This is a genomic window from Paraburkholderia sp. WC7.3g, assembly GCF_050436345.1.
Taxonomy (GTDB): domain Bacteria; phylum Pseudomonadota; class Gammaproteobacteria; order Burkholderiales; family Burkholderiaceae; genus Paraburkholderia; species Paraburkholderia podalyriae.
On sequence record NZ_JBNDMA010000002.1, the window covers coordinates 2,401,551 to 2,423,398 of the forward strand.

The 21,848-nt window shown below is 63.0% G+C and carries 17 protein-coding genes, 3 tRNA genes and 1 pseudogene; 13 read left to right on the forward strand and 8 right to left on the reverse strand.

The window, feature by feature from the left end; translation table 11 throughout:
• Positions 1–97: 97 nt before the first annotated feature.
• Positions 98–3,580, reverse strand: a complete 3,483-nt coding sequence (mfd, locus tag OKW43_RS22470) for a transcription-repair coupling factor (RefSeq protein ID WP_429449925.1) — start codon at positions 3,578–3,580, stop codon at positions 98–100.
• Between the two features lie 121 nt (positions 3,581–3,701).
• Here mfd and ispD point away from each other — a divergent pair, with 121 nt between their 5' ends.
• Together ispD and ispF are read left to right on the forward strand one after the other, a co-directional pair.
• On the forward strand, positions 3,702–4,415 hold the full coding sequence (ispD, locus tag OKW43_RS22475) for a 2-C-methyl-D-erythritol 4-phosphate cytidylyltransferase (protein ID WP_187635215.1): 714 nt from the start codon (positions 3,702–3,704) through the stop codon (positions 4,413–4,415).
• Positions 4,416–4,498: 83 nt separating this feature from the next.
• A complete protein-coding gene (ispF, locus tag OKW43_RS22480) occupies positions 4,499–4,978 on the forward strand; it encodes a 2-C-methyl-D-erythritol 2,4-cyclodiphosphate synthase (RefSeq protein WP_018432029.1) in 480 nt (159 codons plus the stop codon).
• Between the two features lie 30 nt (positions 4,979–5,008).
• On the opposite strand, the gene OKW43_RS22485 is transcribed toward ispF, so the two are convergent.
• The 3 genes from OKW43_RS22485 to ompR all read right to left on the reverse strand — a co-directional run bounded on the left by OKW43_RS22485 (position 5,009) and on the right by ompR (position 7,759).
• A complete protein-coding gene (locus OKW43_RS22485) occupies positions 5,009–5,557 on the reverse strand; it encodes a peroxiredoxin (protein ID WP_187635216.1) in 549 nt (182 codons plus the stop codon).
• Between the two features lie 74 nt (positions 5,558–5,631).
• Positions 5,632–6,981, reverse strand: a complete 1,350-nt coding sequence (locus OKW43_RS22490; RefSeq protein WP_187635217.1) for an ATP-binding protein — start codon at positions 6,979–6,981, stop codon at positions 5,632–5,634.
• 43 nt (positions 6,982–7,024) lie between these two features.
• Complete coding sequence (gene ompR, locus OKW43_RS22495; RefSeq protein WP_006048917.1) at positions 7,025–7,759, reverse strand: two-component system response regulator OmpR; 735 nt, start codon at positions 7,757–7,759, stop codon at positions 7,025–7,027.
• A gap of 227 nt (positions 7,760–7,986) precedes the next feature.
• Between ompR and OKW43_RS22500 the strand changes: the two genes are divergently transcribed.
• Together OKW43_RS22500 and OKW43_RS22505 are read left to right on the forward strand one after the other, a co-directional pair.
• Positions 7,987–8,313: a hypothetical protein gene (locus OKW43_RS22500; RefSeq protein WP_429449928.1), complete on the forward strand. Its 327-nt coding sequence runs from the start codon at positions 7,987–7,989 to the stop codon at positions 8,311–8,313.
• A gap of 58 nt (positions 8,314–8,371) precedes the next feature.
• Positions 8,372–8,704: pseudogene (locus OKW43_RS22505) on the forward strand (DUF1501 domain-containing protein); the annotation flags it as partial.
• 29 nt (positions 8,705–8,733) lie between these two features.
• Here the strand turns inward: OKW43_RS22505 and OKW43_RS22510 are convergent.
• Positions 8,734–9,570 (reverse strand): squalene/phytoene synthase family protein, encoded by an 837-nt coding sequence (locus OKW43_RS22510; protein WP_429449930.1) that lies wholly within the window; start codon positions 9,568–9,570, stop codon positions 8,734–8,736.
• Positions 9,571–9,809: 239 nt separating this feature from the next.
• Here OKW43_RS22510 and OKW43_RS22515 point away from each other — a divergent pair.
• Positions 9,810–9,896: transfer RNA gene (locus OKW43_RS22515), tRNA-Leu, on the forward strand.
• A gap of 119 nt (positions 9,897–10,015) precedes the next feature.
• Here the strand turns inward: OKW43_RS22515 and OKW43_RS22520 are convergent.
• The 3 genes from OKW43_RS22520 to OKW43_RS22530 form a co-directional block, all read right to left on the reverse strand.
• Complete coding sequence (locus OKW43_RS22520; protein ID WP_187635220.1) at positions 10,016–10,303, reverse strand: hypothetical protein; 288 nt, start codon at positions 10,301–10,303, stop codon at positions 10,016–10,018.
• A gap of 124 nt (positions 10,304–10,427) precedes the next feature.
• Positions 10,428–10,880 (reverse strand): MarR family winged helix-turn-helix transcriptional regulator, encoded by a 453-nt coding sequence (locus OKW43_RS22525; protein ID WP_187635221.1) that lies wholly within the window; start codon positions 10,878–10,880, stop codon positions 10,428–10,430.
• Positions 10,881–10,943: 63 nt separating this feature from the next.
• Entirely contained in the window at positions 10,944–12,089 is a 1,146-nt protein-coding gene (locus OKW43_RS22530) for a glycerate kinase (RefSeq protein ID WP_187635222.1), read from the reverse strand.
• 532 nt (positions 12,090–12,621) lie between these two features.
• On the opposite strand from OKW43_RS22530, the gene tig reads away from it, so the two are divergent.
• The 8 genes from tig to OKW43_RS22570 all read left to right on the forward strand — a co-directional run bounded on the left by tig (position 12,622) and on the right by OKW43_RS22570 (position 21,832).
• A complete protein-coding gene (gene tig / locus OKW43_RS22535) occupies positions 12,622–13,968 on the forward strand; it encodes a trigger factor (RefSeq protein WP_187635223.1) in 1,347 nt (448 codons plus the stop codon).
• Positions 13,969–14,163: 195 nt separating this feature from the next.
• Positions 14,164–14,817 carry an ATP-dependent Clp endopeptidase proteolytic subunit ClpP gene (clpP, locus tag OKW43_RS22540; RefSeq protein ID WP_187635224.1) on the forward strand — a complete coding sequence of 218 codons (654 nt, stop codon included), beginning with the start codon at positions 14,164–14,166 and terminating at the stop codon, positions 14,815–14,817.
• A 199-nt stretch (positions 14,818–15,016) separates the two neighbouring features.
• Positions 15,017–16,288 (forward strand): ATP-dependent Clp protease ATP-binding subunit ClpX, encoded by a 1,272-nt coding sequence (gene clpX, locus OKW43_RS22545; RefSeq protein ID WP_187635225.1) that lies wholly within the window; start codon positions 15,017–15,019, stop codon positions 16,286–16,288.
• A gap of 201 nt (positions 16,289–16,489) precedes the next feature.
• Positions 16,490–18,910 (forward strand): endopeptidase La, encoded by a 2,421-nt coding sequence (lon, locus tag OKW43_RS22550; protein ID WP_187635226.1) that lies wholly within the window; start codon positions 16,490–16,492, stop codon positions 18,908–18,910.
• Between the two features lie 319 nt (positions 18,911–19,229).
• The gene (locus tag OKW43_RS22555) at positions 19,230–19,502 is read left to right on the forward strand and encodes an HU family DNA-binding protein (protein ID WP_187635227.1); all 273 of its coding nucleotides are present in this window, start codon (positions 19,230–19,232) and stop codon (positions 19,500–19,502) included.
• Positions 19,503–19,602: 100 nt separating this feature from the next.
• Positions 19,603–19,678 (forward strand) — tRNA-Val (locus OKW43_RS22560).
• Between the two features lie 56 nt (positions 19,679–19,734).
• A tRNA-Asp gene (locus tag OKW43_RS22565) sits at positions 19,735–19,811 on the forward strand.
• An 86-nt stretch (positions 19,812–19,897) separates the two neighbouring features.
• Positions 19,898–21,832, forward strand: a complete 1,935-nt coding sequence (locus OKW43_RS22570; protein WP_429449935.1) for a SurA N-terminal domain-containing protein — start codon at positions 19,898–19,900, stop codon at positions 21,830–21,832.
• Positions 21,833–21,848: the final 16 nt, after the last annotated feature.

The window sequence follows — 21,848 nt, forward strand, 5'->3', positions numbered from 1 at the left end:
GGATCGCGTTGGCGCAGCGCAGCATCGATGCGAAAAACGGGGGACGTCCCCCCATTTTCTACAGTTTTCGCGAACCTTCGTGCGCAGCGCTCAGCGCTCAGCGCGCGGGCGCCGCCGCAGCCGTGCCGCGGCTCGGCGAACCGAGCGCGCGCAACGTCTCCTTGACGGTCGCAACGCGCACCGCGAGATCCGGGCTGCGCGTTTCGATACGCAGCTTGTCCTGTCCCGCAAGCTTGATGTGCTTGTGCTTCTGCACCATGTCGATGATCCGCATCGCGTCGACCGGCGGATTCGGGATGAACTGCAGGCCGATCACCGCTTCGCCCGCATCGATCTTCGAAATGCCGAGCGGCTTCGCGGCCAGCCGCAGACGATGCGTCTCCACCAGCGCATGCGCTTGCGGCGGCAGCTTGCCGAAACGGTCGATCAGCTCTTCGTGGATACCGTCGATCGAATCGTTGTGTTCGCAGTTCGCGAGGCGCTTGTACAGCGACAGACGCTCCTGCACGTCGCCACAATAGTCCGATGGCAGGATTGCCGGCGTATGCAGATTGATCTCGGTAGTCGCCGCGAGCGGCGCGGTGAGGTCCGGTTCCTTGCCGTTCTTGAGGGCCTTCACCGCGTCGTTGAGCATGTCGGTATAAAGCTGGAAGCCGATCTCGTGAATCTCGCCCGACTGTTTGTCGCCGAGCACCTCACCGGTGCCGCGAATTTCGAGGTCGTGCATCGCGAGGTAAAAGCCCGAGCCGAGCTCCTCCATCTGCTGGATCGCTTCGAGCCGCCGTTGCGCCTGCTTGGTAAGCCCTTGTGGATCGTGCACGAGCAGATACGAATACGCCTGGTGATGCGAGCGTCCGACGCGGCCACGCAACTGATGCAATTGCGCGAGACCGAACTTGTCGGCGCGATGGATCAGGATCGTGTTCGCGCTCGGCACGTCGATGCCGGTTTCGATGATCGTCGTGCACAGCAGCACGTTCGCGCGTTGCGCGACGAAGTCACGCATCACGCGCTCCAGTTCGCGCTCGTGCATCTGTCCATGCGCGACCGCAAGGCGCGCTTCGGGCACCAGCGCTTCGAGCATCTGCCGGCGGTTCTCGATCGTCTCGACTTCGTTGTGCAGGAAGTAGACCTGGCCGCCGCGTTTCAACTCGCGCAGCATCGCTTCGCGGATCACGCCATCTTCCTCGCGCCGCACGAAGGTCTTGATTGCGAGGCGCTTTTGCGGCGCGGTGGCGATCACCGAGAAATCGCGCAGACCTTCGAGCGCCATGCCGAGCGTACGCGGGATCGGCGTGGCGGTCAGCGTCAGTACGTCGACTTCCGCGCGCAGCGCCTTCAGCGCTTCTTTCTGACGCACGCCGAAGCGATGCTCCTCGTCGATGATCACGAGCCCGAGCCGCTTGAACTGCACGTCCGACGACAGCAGCTTGTGGGTGCCGATCACGATGTCGACCGAGCCTTCGTTGATCTGCTGGATCGCCGCGTTCACTTCTTTGGTCGACTTGAAGCGCGACAGTTCGGCGATGCGCACCGGCCAGTCGGAGAAGCGGTCACTGAAGGTTTGCGTGTGCTGTTCGGCGAGCAGCGTGGTCGGCGACAACAGCGCGACCTGTTTGCCACCCATCACGGCGATGAACGCCGCGCGCAACGCGACCTCGGTCTTGCCGAAACCGACGTCGCCGCACACGAGCCGGTCCATCGGCTTGCCGCTCGTCATGTCGCCGATCACGGCCGCGATCGCGGCGGCCTGGTCCGGCGTTTCCTCGAAGCCGAAGCTCTCGGCGAACTTCACATAGTCCTTCGGTTCGAGCGCGAACGCGTGGCCCTCGCGGACCGCGCGGCGCGCGTACAGATTGAGCAGCTCGGCGGCGGTGTCGCGGATCTGCTGCGCGGCCTTGCGCTTGGCCTTTTCCCACTGGCCCGAACCTAGCGAGTGCAGCGGGGCGCTTTCGGGATCGGCGCCGCTATAGCGCGAGATCACGTGCAATTGCGCGACCGGCGCGTAGAGCTTGCTGTCGCCCGCGTATTCGAGGTGCAGAAACTCGGTTTCGCCTTCGCCGAGGTCCATCGTCACGAGACCCATGTAGCGGCCGATACCGTGCTGCGAATGGACGACCGGATCGCCGAGCTTCAGCTCGGACAGATCGCGCACCATCGAATCGACGTTGCTCGCCTGTTCCTGGCGGCGGCGTCCCGAGCGGCGCGCGAGCGGCCCGTACAGTTCGGTTTCGGTGATGATCGCGATGCCGTCGCCCGGCACCGCGAAGCCGTTCGCGAGCGGCGCGACGCCGAGCGAGAAACGTGCGTCGCTTCTGAGCCAGTCGGCGAAGCTGTCGGCCGAGGCTGGCTTCAGCTGGTTATCGGCGAGCAGTTGCAGCAGCGTCTCGCGGCGGCCCGCCGATTCGGCGGCGAACAGCACGCGGTTCGGTGTCGTGCTCAGATACGCCCGCAGCGCCGACACGGGGTCGTCAGCGTGACGGTCGATTGCGAGGTTCGGCAAAGCGATCGACCAGGCGCCGCCGCCGTTGGTGGGCAGCACGAGCCGTGCGAACGGCTTCGCGAACGTGAAGAAATCCTCATCCGACAGGAACAGCTTCTGCGGTTCGAGGATCGGCCGGTCGCGGTCGTGCGACAGGAAGTTGAAGCGCTGCCTGGTGTCGTTGGTGAAGCGCCGGATCGCCGCGTCCAGATCGCCGACGAATGCGAGTTGCGAACCGTCGGGCAGGTAATGGAAGAGCGTGGCCGTCTCCTCGAAGAACAGCGGCAGATAGTATTCGATGCCCGCCGACGGCACGCCGTTGCCGATGTCTTTATAGATCGACGCGCGGCTCGGATCGCCCTCGAAGGTCTCGCGCCAGCGGCTGCGGAATGCGGTGCGCGCGGCCTCGTCGAACGGGAATTCGCGGCCCGGCAGCAGACGCACGTCCTTGACCGGATAGAGGCTGCGCTGCGTGTCGGGGTCGAACGCGCGAATCGAGTCGACCTGATCGTCGAACAGGTCGATCCGGTAGGGCAGCGGCGAACCCATCGGGAACAGATCGAGCAGCGAGCCGCGCACGCAATATTCGCCCGGACGCACGACCTGGCTCACGTGCTCGTAGCCGGCGAGCGTCAGCTGCGCCTTCAGCTTCGCCTGGTCGAGCCGCTCGCCTTGCGAGAACGAGAACGTGTAGGCGGCCAGAAACGACGCGGGCGGCATCCGGTACAGAGCCGTCGTGGCCGGCACGAGCAGGATGTCGCAGCGGCCTTCGCCGAGATCGTGCAGCGTCGCGAGACGCTCGGACACGAGGTCCTGGTGCGGCGAAAACGTGTCGTAAGGCAGCGTCTCCCAGTCGGGCAGCAGACGCACCCGCGCGTCGGGCGCGAAGAAGCCGATTTCCTGCGACAGCCGCTGCGCGTCGACCGCGCTTTCGCAGACCACCGCAAGCAGCGGCATCTGCTCGCGATACGCGAGATGGTAGCGGGCGATCAGCAGCGCGTCGGACGAACCGCGCGTGCCGTCGAAGGCGAAACGCTGGCCGGCCTTGACGGGCGCGACGGGCGGGGAGGACTGCGAGGATGCGGCGATGTCTGGCATAAAGGAGAAAAAGAGCGGCTCGGGGCGCACGCGACGGCCAAGTTTACGCGTGTACGGGCGTGGATGCGAAGGACCTATTATAAAATTCGTGCTTTACTTTGACCTGGCGGCATCCGCACTCGTGACTTCCCGTCTCTTCGCCCTGATCCCGTGCGCAGGCACCGGCAGCCGTTCCGGTGCCGCGATGCCCAAGCAATACCGCACTGTCGCCGGCCGCGACATGCTGCATTACTCGCTCGCCGCGTTCGACGGGTGCAGCGAATTCGCGCAGACGCTCGTCGTGATCGCGCCCGACGACCAGCACTTCGACGCCCGCCGCTTCGGCAATCTGCGCTTCGCGGTGCGTCGCGTGGGCGGCGCGTCGCGCCAGGCATCGGTGCTCAACGGTCTGCACGCGCTCGCCGAGTTCGGCGCGCGCGACGACGACTGGGTGCTCGTGCACGACGCGGCGCGCCCGGGCATCACGCCGGCGCTGATTCGCACGCTGGTCGGATCGCTGAAGGACGACGCGGTTGGCGGCATCATGGCGTTGCCGGTCGCCGATACGCTAAAGCGGATCGACCGCGCGTCGGTCGATGGCCGCATCGCCCGCACCGAAGCGCGCGATGGCTTGTGGCAGGCGCAGACGCCGCAGATGTTTCGCATCGGCATGCTGCGCGAGGCGATCCTGCGCGCGCAGGCCGACGGCCACGATTTGACCGACGAGGCGAGCGCGATCGAATGGTCGGGCCATGCGCCGAAGCTCGTGCAAGGCAGCCTGCGCAATTTCAAGGTGACGTATCCGGAAGACTTCGATCTGGCCGAGGCGATCCTGAGCCGCGCGGCCGGTTCGTGACGCGTGGCCGTTGCACATTGAAACGATTTAGAAAAGCTTTGTAGAAGCTGCAAAAGCTTTCAGCACTTGAGGACGTGACGCAGATGGATTTCAGAATTGGGCAGGGCTACGACGTGCATGCGCTGGTGCCGGGGCGCGCGTTGATCATCGGCGGCGTGACGATTCCGTACGAGCGCGGGCTGCTCGGCCACTCGGACGCGGACGTGCTGCTGCACGCGATCACCGATGCGCTGTTCGGCGCGGCCGCGTTGGGCGACATCGGCCGGCACTTCTCCGATACCGACGCGAAGTTCGCCGGTGCCGACAGCCGCGTGCTGCTGCGCGAATGCGTGGCGCGCGTGAAGGCGGCGGGCTTTGCGATCGGCAACGTCGATAGCAGCGTCATCGCGCAGGCGCCGAAGCTCGCGCCGCATATCGAAGGGATGCGCGCGAATATCGCGGCGGACCTCGGCCTGCCGATCGAGCGCGTGAACGTCAAGGCGAAGACGAACGAGAAGCTCGGTTATCTTGGCCGGGGCGAGGGCATCGAGGCGCAGGCTGCGGTGTTGCTGGTCAGGAGCTGATGGTTTTTTGGGGGCGATCGACAGTGTCGTTTACAGCGTCGCGCCGCCGATCGCCCGATTGCTCGGGCATAGCTCGTCCGTTTGCAGGCCGTCGAGGATGCGCAGCACTTCTTCGGGATTACGGCCCACGTACAGATTGTTGACCGACACGTGCTGGATCGTGTTGTCCGGATCGACGATATAGGTCGCGCGCAGCGCGACTCCCGCTTCCTTGTCGCGCACGCCGAGCTGGTCGATCAGTTCGCCCTTCACGTCGCCGAACGAGTAGTGATTGAGCCTGTCGAGATCCTTGCGCTCGCGGCGCCACGCGAGCTTCACGAATTCATTGTCGACGCTGCCGCCGAGCACCACCGCCTCGCGGTCCTCGAACTCCTTGACGAGCTTGCCGAACTCGACGATTTCCGTCGGACAGACCAGTGAAAAATCTTTCGGATAGAAGTAGATGATTTTCCACTTGCCTGGAAACGACTGCTCGGTGATCTCTTCGAACGCCGAGACGCCGTGTTCCTCGTGGTGATTGAAGCCCGGCTTGGCGGCGGTGACAGTGAACGCTTCGAGTTTATCGCCAACGGTTTTCATGCTGGAGCTCCTTCGGAAGTCGCAAGAACGCATGGTTCGAAAGGCGGCGGTGTGCCGTTGCGTGCGTCGTCGGCTCACGCGCCTTTCGCGAGCGGAAACTCGATCGTCACCTCGAGTCCAGGACCGGGCGAACGGTTGCGCAGACGCAGCGCGCCGCGATAACGCGCGACCAGCCGCTGCACGATCGCCATGCCCAGCCCCGTGCCATTGGCCTGGGTGCGCGCCGAATTCACGCGATAGAACGGCCGCGTGACCAGCGGGAGCTGGTCTTCGGGGATGCCGGGGCCTTCGTCGACCACCGTGAGTTCGACGCGCGAATGCGACACGCGCGTTTCGAGAATCACGTGCGGCACGCCATCGTCTTCGCTGCCTCCGTACTTGCGCGCGTTCTCGAGCAGATTGCCGACCACGCGCCGCATGTCGGTTTCATCGGCCTCGATCACCGCCGACGGGGCGAGCCGCGTGATCAGTCGCATGCTGTCCTCGCTTTGCATGCGCGCGGCGAGCTCGCTCGCGATCACCGACAGGTCGACCGGCTCCGGCACGCGTTGCACCGGACGCGCGTAGTCGAGGAAGCGGCCGATGATCATGTCCATCTGCTCGATGTCGTCGACCATCGCGTCCTTGGTGGCCTGGTCGGACGGGCTCATTTCGGTCTCGAGCCGCAGCCGCGCGAGCGGCGTGCGCAGATCGTGCGAGATGCCCGCTAGCATCAGTGCCCGATCCGCCTCCAGCTGTTCGAGGTCGCGCACCATCTGGTTGAAGCTTCGATTGGTTTCGGCGGCGACCCCCATGCCGCGCTCGGGCAGCGGCTCGGGCGATTGCCCCGAGCCGACCCTGCGCGCGGCCATCGCGAGGCGCGCGAACGGCCGGTTCACCAGACTCGTGATGAACGCGGCGCCGAACAGCGACAGCGCGAGCGCGAACACGCCCCAGCCGGCCCATTGCAGGCCGGTCGCGTTGTCGAGCTGATCGCGGTCGAGCGCGACCCAGTAATCGTCGTCGTCGATCTTGAAGCTGATCCATACGCCGTTGATGTCGTTCACGCTCTGCGCGATCACGGTGTCGTCGCCGAGACGACCGCGGATGTCGTGCTCGATCAGGCGATTGAGCGATTCGTCGGGTTGGAGTTTGTATTTGTCGGTGGCTTCGCGCGGGTACACACGCACCCCTTCATTGCTCTCCAGATCCTGCAGCAACGCGCGCCGCAGGTCGGGATCGGAATAGAGGAGTGCGGTGCGCGTGAGCTTGACGATCGCGACGAGTTGCAGAGCCACGCGCTGCGCGCGCGGCTCCCGCTCGATCACGCGAAAGCTCTGGAACCACGCGGCGAGACTGACTGCGATCAACAGCGCGATCAGCAGAAAGGTCCGCCAGAAAAGGCCGCCGAACGCGAGCGTCAGGAGGCGCCGGTCGATCCGCATGGGCCCTTCTTATGTGACACAGAAACGAAAACGGAGCACAAACTCAGGCTGCACCGTCGGGGATGAACACGTAGCCGAGGCCCCACACGGTCTGAATGAAGCGCGGGCTGCCCGGATCCGGCTCGATCAGCTTGCGCAGACGCGAGATCTGTACGTCGAGGCTGCGGTCGAAGACCTCGTATTCGCGGCCGCGCGCGAGTTCCATCAGCTTTTCGCGCGACAGCGGCTGACGCGGATGACGTGCGAACACCTTCAGCACCGAGAACTCACCGGTGGTCAGCGGAATTTCCTGGCCGGCCTTGGTCAGCGTGCGGGTGGCGAGATTCAGCGCGAACTCGCCGAACTCGAACACCTCGGTGGTCTCTGACGGCGCACCCGGCAATTCGGACGGCGACTGACGACGCAGCACCGCGTGAATGCGCGCGACCAGTTCGCGTGGATTGAACGGCTTGGGCAGGTAGTCGTCGGCGCCCATCTCGAGGCCGACGATGCGATCGACATCTTCACCCTTGGCCGTCAGCATGATGATCGGCGTGCGGTCGTTGCTGCCGCGCAGACGCCGGCAGATCGACAGGCCGTCCTCACCGGGTAGCATCAGATCGAGCACCAGCAGATCGAAGCGCTCGCGTACCCAGAGCTTGTTCATCGACGGCGCATTTTCGGCGACGTAGACGTTGAAGCCCTGTTCACCGAGGTAGCGGCGCAGAAGATCGCGCAGGCGTGGATCGTCGTCGACGACGAGGATTTTCGAAGGGTTTTTGGTTTCCATGGTCGGCATCTTAGCGCGATTAGAAAGTGGTGCGCGGTTACACCATTTCTGGGGTTACAGTCGGTTACAAAATTTACCCGCAGTGTGGCGCGACGTAAAGTATGCGCGTTTAGACTCCTTTACTGAATGCGGCTGTTCGGTGGATACTTCACTCGACAAAACTCTCGTACCCGGCTGTTACCGGGGTTTGTATACGCATCTGAGGTAGCCGGTTGCCGCGCCACGAAGGGAACAACATGAAGGGAGGGGTTTGGCCAACTGTGCGCTTGAGCATGATTGCACTGGCGGTAGCCGGTACGCTCGCAGGCACACTGGGCCCGACGCTCGCCCATGCGCAGCCGTCCCCGGACCGAGCGGCGAGCGAGCATGCGTCCCGCTCCGCCAATAACAGAGCCAGCCGCCACAATGCGAGCATCGATCGCCCTGCCTCTGATGTAATGCTGCGTACCGCGGTTCCTCCCGATCTCGATCAACGTCGCCGCGACGGGCATATGACGCCCGAAGAGCGTCGGCTGTTGCGGCAACATATCGAAGACGCCGTGCGCGAGTTGTACAAGCGTTAATCTCAGCGCGCATTGCCGCGCGAAAATTTCTATTGCGTCTTTAGCGTCAACTTGCACGCTGCCGCATTTTCGTTCGATCGAGATCTGGGACACCGCGTCGCGCTCCGATCAATATCTCCGTGACGGCTGTGCTCACACGCGATCGCGCTCGTCAATCCCGCGCAGTTCGTCAGGGCCTTACGATTCGCGACGCCGGTGTCCTCGCGCGAGCGCAATCCGGCGCTCGCACCTATTCTCGACGTCGAAAACGACATCGTGAAGGCAGCCGATCTTCGGCGGCCTGTGCAAGGGCAGTCTCAACTAAAGACCGTGTTTCCAGGCGGCGCGTTCGGCTGCTCGATCAAAAACGGCGATGCAGGTGCTGGCCGCTTCGGACGTCGTGAAGGTAACGGCCGCCGGACGCGCGGTCCGACTGTCAGGCTACTTCGCGCGCCACGTGATCCACAACTTGCGGATCGGCGTCAACGCGATGCGTTGGTGCAGCACGTGATAACCGTCGCGCTCGATTTCATCGAGCAACGCCAACGCGAGCGCCGCGAGAGCGAGCAGCGTGCGCTGGACGCGCCGAGCGTCGGCGGGCACCGCGGCGAGCGCGGTTTGCACCGCATCGCGCGCGCGCTGCGTTTCGAAGCGCATCAATTCGGTGAATGCGTCGGTGTATTTGCGGTTGATCAGATCGGCGGCGGTCACGTTGTAGCGCTGCATCTCGTCGATCGGAACATAGATACGGCCGTGACGCGCATCGTTGCCGGTCTCGGCGACCAACTGCGCGAGCATCAGCGCCTCGCCGAGCGGCGCGGCCCACTCCGACGCTTGCGCGGTATCGCTGGCCGATCCCGTTGCCGCGGCGCGTGACACGAGCGACGCAAAATTGCCGCCGACGCCACGCACATAGCGCCGCAGGTTCGGATAGTCGAGATAGCGTGCCTGGTCGAGATCCATCTCGAAGCCCGCGAGCAGCTCCTGCAGAGCCGAATGTTCGGCCCGCGCGTCGGGCAGATAGGCCGCCAGCGCCTTGGACACCGGATGCGACGGCGAGCCCGCGGCGAGCGCGGCGATTTCTTTCTGCCACCACGCGAGCTTCGTGCGGCCGACCGCGGGATCGCTCGTTTCCTTGACCGTTTCCTCGAACTCGCGACGCAATGCGAAGAGCGCTGTCAACAGCGGCTGACTGGCTGCGCGCGCCTGGCGAAGCGCATAGTAGGTGCTCGATCCTTCGGGCGCCGCTTTCTGCTGGCAATAGTCGTCGAAATTCACGGGATGAGATGGTGGGGAAGGGCTGGCGAGAAGGGCGCCGGCGTCCGTCGCGGCGCCTTTCTCGACGAGCCGAAAATTGTAGCATCGGCACCGCGCGCGCAGATACCGCCGGGTGCAGACAAGCGCGAATCAATCGGTTAGAATCTCGCGCTTACGCTTTCGGGCACGTGTGTTTAGCGCGCCCGGGAGTGCACAGGACAATCGACAATCGGGCGCGACGCATCGCGGCGTACCCGGCTGCGAGGGTGGCGAAATTGGTAGACGCACCAGGTTTAGGTCCTGACGCCCGCAAGGGTGTAGGGGTTCGAGTCCCCTCCCTCGCACCACTTATCGGTAGTCAAGAAAAACCCCGTCAAGTCTTTGGGCCGACGGGGTTTTTTCTTTGTTGCGCGGATTCTGGACGGCCGCTGTGTTGCTCCGCGGCTTTTCGTTGCGAACGCGCGACTCACGCGCCCGGCGTTCCCGGCGCTTCGTGCGAGCCCGGCAATTCCGCCTGCGCGGCGCCTTGGAGGAAACGGCGCGTCGACTCGAATGCCTGCAGCATCTGGTCCGGCCACGGTGTTTGCAGCATCACCGCCTGATGATTTTCAAATGCCGACGACAGCAGTTTCGCCAGCTCCGGCGAACGAAGATGACGCAGCACGACGCTGACCGCGATCGCGGTCGCCTGGCTCGCGCCGGCGGTCTGGAGTTCCGACGCGGTGAGTGCCGCGATCTGTTTGTTGATGTCCACTGAATCGTCCGTGAATGAGAGGGTGAAGGAGCGGGTGAGCGGCGCGTTGGCCGATGTTCAATTTTGCCACGCGCCGCCCAATCACGAACAACGGCGCTTTTAGACCCGGCCGGTTCGCCGCGCGTCATCGCTCGCGCGCGTTCATCGTGCTGATCACCTTGTCGAGCGCCGCGCCGAACGCGGCCCTTTCTGCTTCGTCGAGACAGTCGAACATATCGCCGTTCCATTTGCGCGCGATCGGCATCACCTTGCGATACAGCGCGCGGCCTTCCTGCGTCAGCGAGACCAGCACGACGCGGCCGTCCGCGGCGCTCGCCTCGCGCTGTACGAGCCCCTGCCTGATCAGCGCTTCGGCTGCGCGACTCGCCTGGCTTTTGTCGAGATTGGCATGGCGTGCCAGCTCCATGATCGAGAACGGTCCGAACGATCCCACCGACGCGATCACCCGCGCTTCAGGCAGCGTCACGTCGAGCTTCGCCGCGTAGCGCGCGCTGATGCGGCGCTCGGCCAGTTTGTTCAGCACATGCAGACGGTACGTGAGGAACTGCTCGAGCCCGGTTTTGGCGGAGTCCTTCATGGTCACCCCGTGATGAGTGGAACGGTCGTGGCGCTGTGACTGTTGCCGCAGCCGTTTAGCGGGTCAACGCACGCCGTATTTCAAGCGCGTCAGCTGCTCGGCCTCGTTGGCGAGCAGGCGCGCCGCGTCGCGAATCGCGACGTCGAGCGTGATCGGCCCCGGCGCCGGCGAAAAGCAGCCGCTGAAGTATTCGGCGAGACGCGGTAGCGCGGCGGGGTCGACCGCACCGGACAACAGCGTGGCGGCTACGCCCGCCGCCCGCGCATGCGCGCACGCGATGAATGGCGCCTTGCCATGCAACGTCTGCACATCGGAGCGGCCTTCGCCGGTGATTAGCCAGTCGGCGCCGGCGAGCGCGGCGTCGAGGCCGATTTGCCGCGCGACCGTTTCCGCACCCGGTTCGAACTGCGCGCCGAGCATGTGCAACGCGAAGCCGAGACCACCTGCCGCGCCGGCTCCCGGCAGGTCGCGCGCGGTCTGGCCGAGCGCGGCTTCGAGCAGATCGGCGAAGCGCGCGAGCGCCGCGTCGATCGGCGCGACCTGATCAGGCTTCACGCCTTTTTGCGGACCGAAAATCGCGGTCGCGCCGTGCTCGCCGATCAGCGGATTGTCGACGTCCGACATGCCGACGAACTGCGCGTCGGCAAGCCGCGCGTCGAGCAGCGACGCATCGACCCGCGCCACGCGCGCAAGCTGCTCGGGCGTGCCTTCGAGCGCGTTGCCTTGTGCGTCGAACAGTTGCAGGCCGAGGCCGGTCAGCAGGCCCGCGCCGCCGTCGTTCGTGCTGCTGCCGCCCAGCGCGACGAAAAAGCGCCGCACGCCTGCGTCGAGCAGCGCGCGAATCGCCTCGCCCATCCCGCGCGTGCTGCGCGCCTCGACCGGCACGCCCATGCCGACCGGGTCCGTGATGCCTACGATCTCCGCCGTTTCGATGATCGCGCTACCGTCCGCGAGCAGGCCCGCCAGCGCTTCGCGCGTCGGACCGGCCGCGCCGCGCACGCTAAGCGTGCGGCGCTCGCCGCCGCTCGTGAGCATGGCGTCGAGCGTGCCTTCGCCGCCGTCGGCCATCGGACAGATGCGCACGCTGGCGTCGGGGCGTGCGCGCTGGATGCCGGACGCGATCGCCTGCGCGACCTGTTCCGCGCTGAGCGAGCCTTTGAATGAATCGGGAGCGATGACGACGATAGGCGAGGGCGACGAATTCGGCATGGTGTCTCTGAGAGGTTTGAGTCGTTGTAAGCGGTTGCTGGAGCGGATGAAGCGAATGGCTGTGCGGACCGGCCCGACCGAGTGCGTTAGCTTATCAGCATGGGGACGTCGGCTGAATATGCCGAACGGCATAGGCGGGATCGCCGCCGCGACGCGTCGGCCGCGGGCCCATGCGAGCGTTTGCACGGACCTCGCGGTGCATAACGATAAAGCGCCGCAGGCAAGCGCGGTGCGAACCGGATAGCGATGCCAGCGGCAGACCGCGCTGCCTGCGTCAAAACTAACCGAAAATGGCCCTCAAAACGCGTGGAATGCCGGTAAAACTCGATGCAATTACCGAATCCCGGCTAGGCGCGCAAATAGTTTGCTAAAATATTCGGCTCTTTGGACTCAACCGTGCTGCCGGCGGCCTGCAAGCCCGCGGCGCAGGTGCGTGATCGATGCAATCGGCGCAAATGATGCGAAGCGACATTGACGGGCAGCACGGAGAAGATAACTGATTCGCTCGAATAATTTTAGGACGATTGAAGCCATGGCTAACGTTGTTGAAAACCTCGGCAAGCTCGAACGCCGCGTGACGATTTCCCTGCCGAAGGATGCCGTGCAGAAGGAAGTGGATTCGCGTATCCGTCAACTCGCGAAGAACGTGCGCATGCCGGGTTTTCGCCCCGGCAAGGTGCCGCTCAAGATGGTGACGCAACAGTATTCGGGCCAGGTGGAAGCCGAAGTGCTGAGCGACAAGGTCGGCAAGGAATTTTTCGACATCAGCCGCACCGAGAACCTGCGTGTCGCGGGTCAGCCGAGCTTCGCGCCGAAGGCCGACGCCGCTGAAGGCAGCTACGCGTTCGACGCGACTTTCGAGGTGTACCCGGAAGTGAAACTGGGCGACGTCGCCACGGCTGAAATCGAGCGCACCACGACCAGCATCAGCGAAGCGGAAATCGACCGCACGCTGGACATCCTGCGCAAGCAGCGCGTGCACTTCCACGCTCGCGGCGAAGCCGGCGAGCACGGCGACGGCGGCACGGACACGGCGGCGAAAGACGGCGATCGCGTGACGGTCGACTTCGCCGGCAAGCTCGACGGTGAAGCATTCCAGGGCGGTAGCGCCGAGGACTTCGGCTTCGTCCTCGGCGAAGGCCGCATGCTGCCGGAATTCGAAAAGGCGGCGCTCGGCCTGAAGGTCGGCGAAGCGAAGGAATTCGACCTGAAGTTCCCGGACGACTACCACGGCAAGGAAGTGGCGGGCAAGACGGCGCAGTTCACGATCACGATGAAGAAGATCGAATGGCCGCACCTGCCGGAAGTCGACGGTGAATTCGCGAAGTCGCTCGGCATCGAAGACGGCGATCTGACCAAGATGCGCGCCGAAATCAAGGACAACCTCGAGCGTGAAGCGAAGCGCCGCACGCAAGCGATCGTCAAGAACCAGGTGATGGACGCACTGCTGAAGATCTCGGAACTCGACGTGCCGAACGCGCTGATCGAACAGGATCAGGAACGCCTCGTCGCGATGGCCCGCCAGGATCTGGAGCAGCGCGGCGTGCCGAACGCGAAGGACGCGCCGATCCCGGCCGCGATGTTCAAGGAGCAGGCCGAACGCCGCGTCAAGCTGGGCCTCGTGCTGGCCGAGCTCGTGAAGGCGAACGAACTGCAGGCGAAGCCGGAGCAGATCCGTGCCGAAGTCGACGAATTCGCGAAAAGCTATGAAGACCCGAAGGAAGTCGTCCGCTGGTATTATTCGAACCAGCAACGTCTTGCTGAAATGGAAGCGTATGTCGTTGAAGCCAACGTCGTCGACTTCGTCCTCAGCAAGGCCAAGGTGACGGACAAGGAAGTGAGCTTCGAAGAGCTGGCGAGCGCAACGGCGCAAGGGTAAGCGCCGCTGCAACGGCGTGCCGGCTGTCGGAGCGACCGACGGCCCGCACGCCGTTTTTATGTGCCGCGTAAAGGTGCGTCGTAGCGGGTCCGGTCGTGCGGCGCACACATAAGACGGGACTTGAATACGGGCTCATCGCACCAACCTGTGTCGAGCAGCTAATATTCGGAATATTTCCAGACAAGGATCCATTGCATGACCTTTCGCGCCCAAATGCTGGACACGTTGACCTCCCAGTCGTCCCGGGATCTCGAAGCGCAGGCACTCGGTCTGGTGCCGATCGTCGTGGAAACGAGCGGCCGGGGCGAGCGTTCGTATGATATTTATTCGCGGCTGCTGAAGGAACGCATCGTGTTCCTCGTAGGCGAAGTGAACGACCAGACGGCCAATCTGGTGGTTGCGCAGATGCTGTTTCTCGAAAGCGAGAATCCGGACAAGGACATCTACTTCTATATCAACAGCCCGGGCGGCTCCGTGTCGGCGGGTATGGCGATTTACGATACGATGCAGTTCGTCAAGCCGGATGTCTCGACGCTGTGCATGGGGCTCGCGGCGAGCATGGGCGCGTTCCTGCTCGCGGCCGGCGCGAAGGGCAAGCGTTTCGCGCTGCCGAATTCGCGTGTGATGATTCACCAGCCACTGGGCGGCGCGCGCGGTCAGGCATCGGACATTGAAATCCAGGCGCGTGAAATCCTTTACCTGAAGGACCGGCTGAATCATCTGCTCGCGCACCACACTGGTCAGCCCGTCGAGCGTATTGCGCGCGACACCGACCGCGACAATTTCATGTCCGGCGATGACGCGCAGGCGTACGGTCTCGTCGACCAGGTGGCGCACAAGCGTCCCTGATCTGGTACGGTTTTGCCCCGCAAGGTCGTCCCGATTGCGTCAAAAGCGTCATCGGGTCGGTTGTGAATGTTCAACTTCCTTCCGTCCGGGCGTCTGCGGCAAGCGCCGTTATCATGCTTACTAGCTCTGCCGCGCCCAAACTGCGTGGCGGGGGCAAACGGCGTATTATGTAATCCGGTGTCCGGAGGCTCACACATCTATGGCGGACAAGAAAGGTTCTAACAGCGAAAAGCTGTTGTATTGCTCGTTTTGCGGAAAGAGCCAGCATGAGGTCAAGAAACTGATTGCTGGCCCGTCGGTATTCATCTGCGATGAATGTATCGACCTATGCAACGAAATCATCCGCGACGAGGCTGCAGGCGCAGGCATCGAGGCGGGCTTGTCCAAGTCCGATCTGCCGACTCCGCTGGAAATCCGCGAAATTCTCGACCAGTACGTGATCGGTCAGGAACGCGCAAAGAAGATCCTCGCGGTCGCGGTCTACAACCACTACAAGCGCCTCAAGCACCTCGACAAGAAGGACGAAATCGAGCTGTCAAAGAGCAACATCCTGCTGATCGGCCCGACTGGCTCCGGCAAGACGCTGCTCGCGCAGACGCTTGCCCGCCTTCTGAACGTGCCGTTCGTGATCGCCGACGCGACCACGCTGACGGAAGCCGGCTATGTCGGCGAAGACGTCGAGAACATCATTCAGAAGCTGCTGCAGAATTGTAATTACGAGGTGGACAAGGCCCAACGCGGCATTGTCTATATCGACGAAATCGACAAGATCAGCCGCAAGTCCGACAACCCGTCCATCACGCGCGACGTGTCGGGCGAGGGCGTGCAGCAGGCTCTGCTGAAGCTGGTCGAAGGCACGATGGCGTCGGTGCCGCCGCAAGGTGGCCGTAAGCATCCGAACCAGGACTTCATCCAGGTCGATACGACCAACATCCTGTTCATCTGCGGCGGCGCGTTCGACGGCCTCGAGAAGGTCATCGTCGATCGTACCGAGAAGACGGGTATCGGTTTCGGCGCGAGCGTGAAGAGCAAGCAGGACCGCGATGCCGGCGAAGTGCTGCGCGAGGTGGAACCGGAAGATCTGATCAAATTCGGCCTGATTCCGGAGTTGATCGGCCGCCTGCCGGTGGTCGCCACGCTCGGCAAGCTCGATGAGGCGGCGCTGATGAAGATTCTCGTCGAACCGAAGAATGCGCTGGTCAAGCAGTATCACAAGCTCTTCAGCATGGAGCGCGTCGAGCTCGAAATCCGTCCGGGCGCCTTGCAGGCCGTGGCGCGCAAGGCGATCCGCCGCAAGACGGGTGCGCGGGGCTTGCGTTCGATTCTGGAACAGGCGTTGCTCGACGTGATGTACGACCTGCCGCAAATGAAAGGTGTCAGCAAGGTCATCATCGACGACAACGTTATCGACGGCGACGGCAAACCGCTGCTGATCTACGAAGACGCGCCGAAGGTCGCGGGTTCGAACTGATCGGCTTTCGAGTTCTGCAAAAAAGCCGTTCATGGCGACGTGAACGGCTTTTTCGTTTATCGTGTGGTCAGGCTGGTTGTTCTCAACTATGGAGTCACTGAACCTTCGGAGTCACTGAACTTTTCCCACACGCGGAGGCTTGCAATATTTTCTGCTGGCCTCACCTATCGAACGAACTGATTCCACTCATGGGGAAATGAAATGTCAGGAACCCAACTCCTCCCGCCGGAACGCATTACGCTGCCGCTGCTCCCGCTGCGCGACGTAGTCGTTTTCCCGCACATGGTGATTCCGCTCTTCGTAGGCCGCCCAAAGTCGATCAAGGCTCTCGAAGCAGCGATGGAAGGCGGCAAGCACATCATGCTCGTCGCCCAGAAAACGGCTGCGAAAGATGAGCCGACCGAAAAGGACATGTACGAAGTAGGGTGTATCGCCAACATCCTGCAGATGCTGAAGCTGCCCGACGGTACCGTGAAGGTGCTCGTCGAAGGCTTGCAGCGCGCGAAGACGCTTTCCATCGAAGAACAGGAAACGCAGTTCTCGTGCGAAGTCATGCCGCTCGAACCCGACCACGCCGACAGCGCTGAAACCGAAGCGCTGCGTCGCGCGATCGTGTCGCAGTTCGACCAGTATGTGAAGCTGAACAAGAAGATCCCGCCGGAGATCCTGACGTCGCTGTCGGGTATCGACGAGGCCGGGCGTCTGGCCGACACGATCGCGGCGCATCTGCCGCTCAAGCTCGACCAGAAACAGCACATCCTCGAGATGTTCCCGGTGATCGAGCGCCTCGAGCATCTGCTCGCGCAACTCGAAGCCGAGATCGACATCCTGCAGGTCGAAAAGCGTATCCGTGGGCGCGTGAAGCGTCAGATGGAGAAGAGCCAGCGCGAGTACTACCTGAACGAACAGGTCAAGGCGATCCAGAAGGAACTCGGCGAAGGCGAAGAAGGTGCGGATCTCGAAGAACTCGAGAAGCGCATCACGGCTGCCCGCATGCCGAAGGAAGCGAAGAAGAAGGCCGACGCCGAACTTAAGAAGCTCAAGCTGATGTCGCCGATGTCGGCGGAAGCGACGGTCGTGCGCAACTACATCGACACGCTGATCGGCTTGCCGTGGCGCAAGAAGAGCAAGGTCAACAACGACCTGTCGAATGCGGAGCGCGTGCTCGACGAAGACCACTTTGGTCTCGAGAAGGTGAAGGAACGCATTCTCGAGTATCTCGCGGTCCAGCAACGAGTCGACAAGGTCAAGGCGCCGATCCTGTGCCTCGTTGGGCCTCCGGGTGTCGGTAAGACTTCGCTTGGCCAGTCGATCGCGCGCGCGACGAACCGCAAGTTCGTGCGCATGGCATTGGGCGGCGTGCGTGACGAAGCCGAGATTCGCGGCCACCGTCGCACGTACATCGGTTCGATGCCGGGCAAGATCCTGCAAAGCCTGACCAAGGTCGGCGTGCGCAATCCGCTTTTCCTGCTCGACGAAGTCGACAAGATGGGCCAGGATTTCCGCGGCGATCCGTCGTCGGCGCTGCTTGAAGTGCTCGATCCGGAACAGAACCATACGTTTGCCGATCACTACGTCGAAGTCGACTTCGATCTGTCGGACGTGATGTTCGTCGCGACGTCGAACTCGCTGAACATTCCGCCGCCGCTGCTCGACCGGATGGAAGTGATCCGTCTGGCGGGTTACACGGAAGACGAGAAGGTCAGCATCGCGCAGCGTTATCTGTTGCCGAAGCAGAAGAAGAACAACGGCCTCAAGGAAGGCGAGGTCGATGTGACGGAAACTGCGATTCGCGACATCATTCGTTACTACACGCGCGAAGCGGGCGTCCGCTCGCTCGAGCGTGAAATTTCGAAGATCTGCCGCAAGGTTGTGAAGATGCTTCTGCTGAAGAAGGCGGAAGGCGCGGTGAAGGTCGACGGTAGCAACCTCGACACGTTCCTCGGCGTGCGCAAGTACGACTTCGGTCTGGCCGCGAAGGAAAATCAGGTGGGCCAGGTCACGGGTCTCGCGTGGACGGAAGTGGGCGGCGATTTGCTGACCATCGAAGCCGCGGTGATGCCGGGCAAGGGCAATGTGATCCGCACGGGTTCGCTCGGCGACGTGATGAAGGAGTCCGTCGAAGCGGCGCGCTCGGTCGTGCGTTCGCGTTCGCGTCGTCTTGGCATCAAGGACGAAGCGTTCGAGAAGCAGGACATTCACATCCACGTGCCGGAAGGCGCGACGCCGAAAGATGGTCCTTCGGCCGGTATCGCGATGACGACCGCGCTGGTGTCGGTGTTGACCGGTATCCCGGTGCGCGCCGATGTCGCGATGACGGGCGAAATCACGCTGCGTGGCGAAGTCCTGCCGATCGGCGGCCTTAAGGAGAAGTTGCTTGCGGCGCATCGGGGTGGCATCAAGCTGGTGCTGATTCCGGAAGAGAACGTGAAGGACTTGACGGAGATTCCGGACAACGTGAAGAACGCAATCGAAATCGTGCCGGTCCGCTGGATCGACAAGGTGCTCGAGCTTGCGCTCGAACGTGTACCGCAGGCGTTGCCGGAAGAAGAGCCGAAGCCTTCGGCGCCGGTTGGGGCTGAGCCGGGCAAGGATGCCGCGACGGACGTCGTCAAGCACTGAGGTTCAAAGCGCATTAGAACGCGCTGACGCCAGAGCATTCCGCAGCAAGGATGCTCGCTGCAGCAGAAAACCCGCGGTCGAGGCCGCGGGTTTTTTATTGCCCGCACGACTTTGTCGCTGGGTCGCATCGCCAGTCTTTCCGCTGCAACATACTGTGGATGAAAAGGCCCCTCTAAAACCGCCCTGATCAGGCCCAACCCCGGTTGACACAAGGGTTTCGGCCGCTTCTAATGGGGCGGCCTGGCGTTAGCGCCGGCCGCGTGGCAGGAAGTGCTGGAAAGCACGTCACAGTTGCTAATAAACATTCACGGGGGTTTGAATGAACAAGACGGAATTGATCGATCACATCGCACAGCAAGCCGACATTTCCAAAGCCGCGGCCGGCCGTGCGCTCGATGCAGTCATCGCGGGTGTCAAAAGCACGTTGAAGAAGGGCGAGTCGGTCACGTTGGTCGGCTTTGGCACGTTCGCGGTCGGCAAGCGCACCGCGCGCACCGGACGCAACCCGCGCACGGGCGCCGCGATCAAAATCAAGGCAGCGAAAGTTCCTAAATTTAGGCCTGGAAAAGCTCTGAAGGATGCGCTAAACTAATCGACTTGCTGCTTGGCGAATCGCTTAACCCGATTGCATCAACGATTCACGGGGAAACAGCGGCAAAGTGGAAAACATATCAAGCAATGAATCACGAAACGGGTGCTTAGCTCAGTTGGTAGAGCGGCGCCCTTACAAGGCGTAGGTCGGGAGTTCGAGCCTCTCAGCACCCACCAGTTTCAGATTCAGCAATAGTGTTTTCGGCAGCGAATGTCGCAAAAGCGCAGTATAAGGAGTGGTAGTTCAGTCGGTTAGAATACCGGCCTGTCACGCCGGGGGTCGCGGGTTCGAGTCCCGTCCACTCCGCCAGTATCCACGAAAGGCGAACTCCGGTTCGCCTTTTTTGTTGCCCGCTGTTGTAAGATCGGGCGTTCTGTTTTTGGCACCCCTCACGCATGCTCGATTTTTTCCGCAATCACCAACGCCTGATGATGTTCATGCTCATCCTCGTCATTTTGCCGGGGTTGGGTTTCGTGGGTATTCAGGGCTTCCGCGGCTTCTTTGACGAAAGTGCAAACGTCGCGAGTGTCAACGGTCACAAGATCACGCGCGTCGAATACGACGATGCGATGCGCCAGCAGATCGATCGCGGGCGTCAGATGCTCGGCGCGAAGTTCGACATGAAGTCGTTCGACACGCCCGAGCGTCGTCGCCAGATGCTCGACGGCATGATCGAGCAGCGTGTGCTCGCCGACGAAACGCAGCGTCTGCATCTGACCGCGTCGGACCAAGCGGTGCGCCGCGCGCTGCTGTCCGATCCGGTGATCTCATCACTGAAGAATCCCGACGGTTCGATCGACCTCGACCGCTACAAGCAGTTGCTCGCGATGCAGGGCATGACGCCCGATCAATACGACGAGCGGGTACGCTACAACCTTGCGATGCAACAACTGCCCGCCAGCATCGAGGCGAGCGCGTTCACGTCGAAGACGCTCGCGCAGCACCTGACCGAGTTGGCCCAGCAGCAGCGTGAAGTGCAGGGGATCGCGTTCCATCCGCACGACTACGCGGCGAAGATCCAGCCGACCGATGCGCAACTGCAAGCGTATTACGACGCGAATCGCAATGACTTCGCGACGCCCGCTACCGCGACGATCCAGTACCTGGTGATCTCGCCGGCCACGCTGAGCGCATCGGTGCAGCCGAGCGACGCGGACCTCAAGAAGTACTACGACGACAACATCGCGCACTTCCGCACCGAAGGCGAGGTGCGCGCGAGCCATATCCTGATTACGGCACCGAAGGACGCGAGCGCGGCCGACAAGGCGAAGGCGAAGCAGAAGGCCGAGGAGTTGCTCGCGCAGCTCAAGGCGCATCCGGACCAGTTCGCCCAGATCGCACAGCAGAACTCGCAGGACCCGGGTTCCGCATCGAAGGGCGGTGACCTCGGTTATTTCGGCCGCGGCATGATCGCGGGCGGCCAGGCGTTCGACGACGCGGTGTTCGCGCTGAAGAAGGACGAAATCAGCGGCATCGTGCAGACCGACTTCGGTTTTCACATCATCAAGGTCACGGATGTGAAGCCGGCGGTCACGAAGTCGTTCGACGAAGTGAAAGACCAGATCGCCAGGGAACTGAAGACGCAACTGGCGAGCAAGGCGTTCACCGATAGTTCGGAAGGCTTCACGTCGCTCGTCTACGAAAAGTCCAAGAGCCTGCAGCCGGCCGCGGACAAGTTCAAGCTGCAGATCCAGACCGCGACGGTCACGCCGCAGCCGGATACGAAGCTGCCGCCTGACAGCCCGCTGAACAACCCGAAGTTCCTCGGGGCCGTGTTCGCGAACGACTCGGTGTCGGCGCACAACAATACGCAGGCCATCGACGTCGGCAACAACACGCTGATCGCCGCGCGCGTCACGGACTACAAGCCCGCTGCCGTGCCCGCGTTCGACGCGGTGAAGGACGCAGTGCGCCAGAAGGTGATCGCCGGGCAGTCGAACGAAGCGGCGCACAAGGACGGCATCGCGAAGCTGGCCGAGTTCGAGAAGTCGAAGTCGACCGCCGGTTTCTCGTCGCCGCTGAAGGTGTCACGCAATGACGCGCAGGGCGTGCCGCCCGCCGCACTGAGCGCAATCTACACGGTCGATGCGCAAAAGCTGCCGGCCTACGTCGGTGTCGATCTCGGCGACGACGGCTATGCGATCTATCGCGTGAACCAGATCGTGCCGCCCGCGCCCACCGATGCACAGCATCTCGCCGCCGCGCAGCAACAGATTGCGCAGGTGGACGCGCAATCGCAGGCCGAAGCCTATCTGAAGGCGCTGCGCGAGCGCTCGAGCGTGAAGTTGTACGGTACGCCCGACAGCGCCGCGCAAACCGCCGACCAGTAAGCGTTACCTGCCCGTC

Coding starts and splice junctions, on each gene's coding strand:
- mfd (WP_429449925.1), bottom strand. CDS start 3,580: ATGCCAGACATCGCCGCATCCTCGCAGTCCTCCCCGCCCGTCGCGCCC.
- ispF (WP_018432029.1), top strand. CDS start 4,499: ATGGATTTCAGAATTGGGCAGGGCTACGACGTGCATGCGCTGGTGCCG.
- OKW43_RS22485 (WP_187635216.1), bottom strand. CDS start 5,557: ATGAAAACCGTTGGCGATAAACTCGAAGCGTTCACTGTCACCGCCGCC.
- OKW43_RS22490 (WP_187635217.1), bottom strand. CDS start 6,981: ATGCGGATCGACCGGCGCCTCCTGACGCTCGCGTTCGGCGGCCTTTTC.
- ompR (WP_006048917.1), bottom strand. CDS start 7,759: ATGCCGACCATGGAAACCAAAAACCCTTCGAAAATCCTCGTCGTCGAC.
- OKW43_RS22500 (WP_429449928.1), top strand. CDS start 7,987: ATGAAGGGAGGGGTTTGGCCAACTGTGCGCTTGAGCATGATTGCACTG.
- OKW43_RS22525 (WP_187635221.1), bottom strand. CDS start 10,880: ATGAAGGACTCCGCCAAAACCGGGCTCGAGCAGTTCCTCACGTACCGT.
- OKW43_RS22530 (WP_187635222.1), bottom strand. CDS start 12,089: ATGCCGAATTCGTCGCCCTCGCCTATCGTCGTCATCGCTCCCGATTCA.
- tig (WP_187635223.1), top strand. CDS start 12,622: ATGGCTAACGTTGTTGAAAACCTCGGCAAGCTCGAACGCCGCGTGACG.
- clpP (WP_187635224.1), top strand. CDS start 14,164: ATGACCTTTCGCGCCCAAATGCTGGACACGTTGACCTCCCAGTCGTCC.
- clpX (WP_187635225.1), top strand. CDS start 15,017: ATGGCGGACAAGAAAGGTTCTAACAGCGAAAAGCTGTTGTATTGCTCG.
- lon (WP_187635226.1), top strand. CDS start 16,490: ATGTCAGGAACCCAACTCCTCCCGCCGGAACGCATTACGCTGCCGCTG.
- OKW43_RS22555 (WP_187635227.1), top strand. CDS start 19,230: ATGAACAAGACGGAATTGATCGATCACATCGCACAGCAAGCCGACATT.
- OKW43_RS22570 (WP_429449935.1), top strand. CDS start 19,898: ATGCTCGATTTTTTCCGCAATCACCAACGCCTGATGATGTTCATGCTC.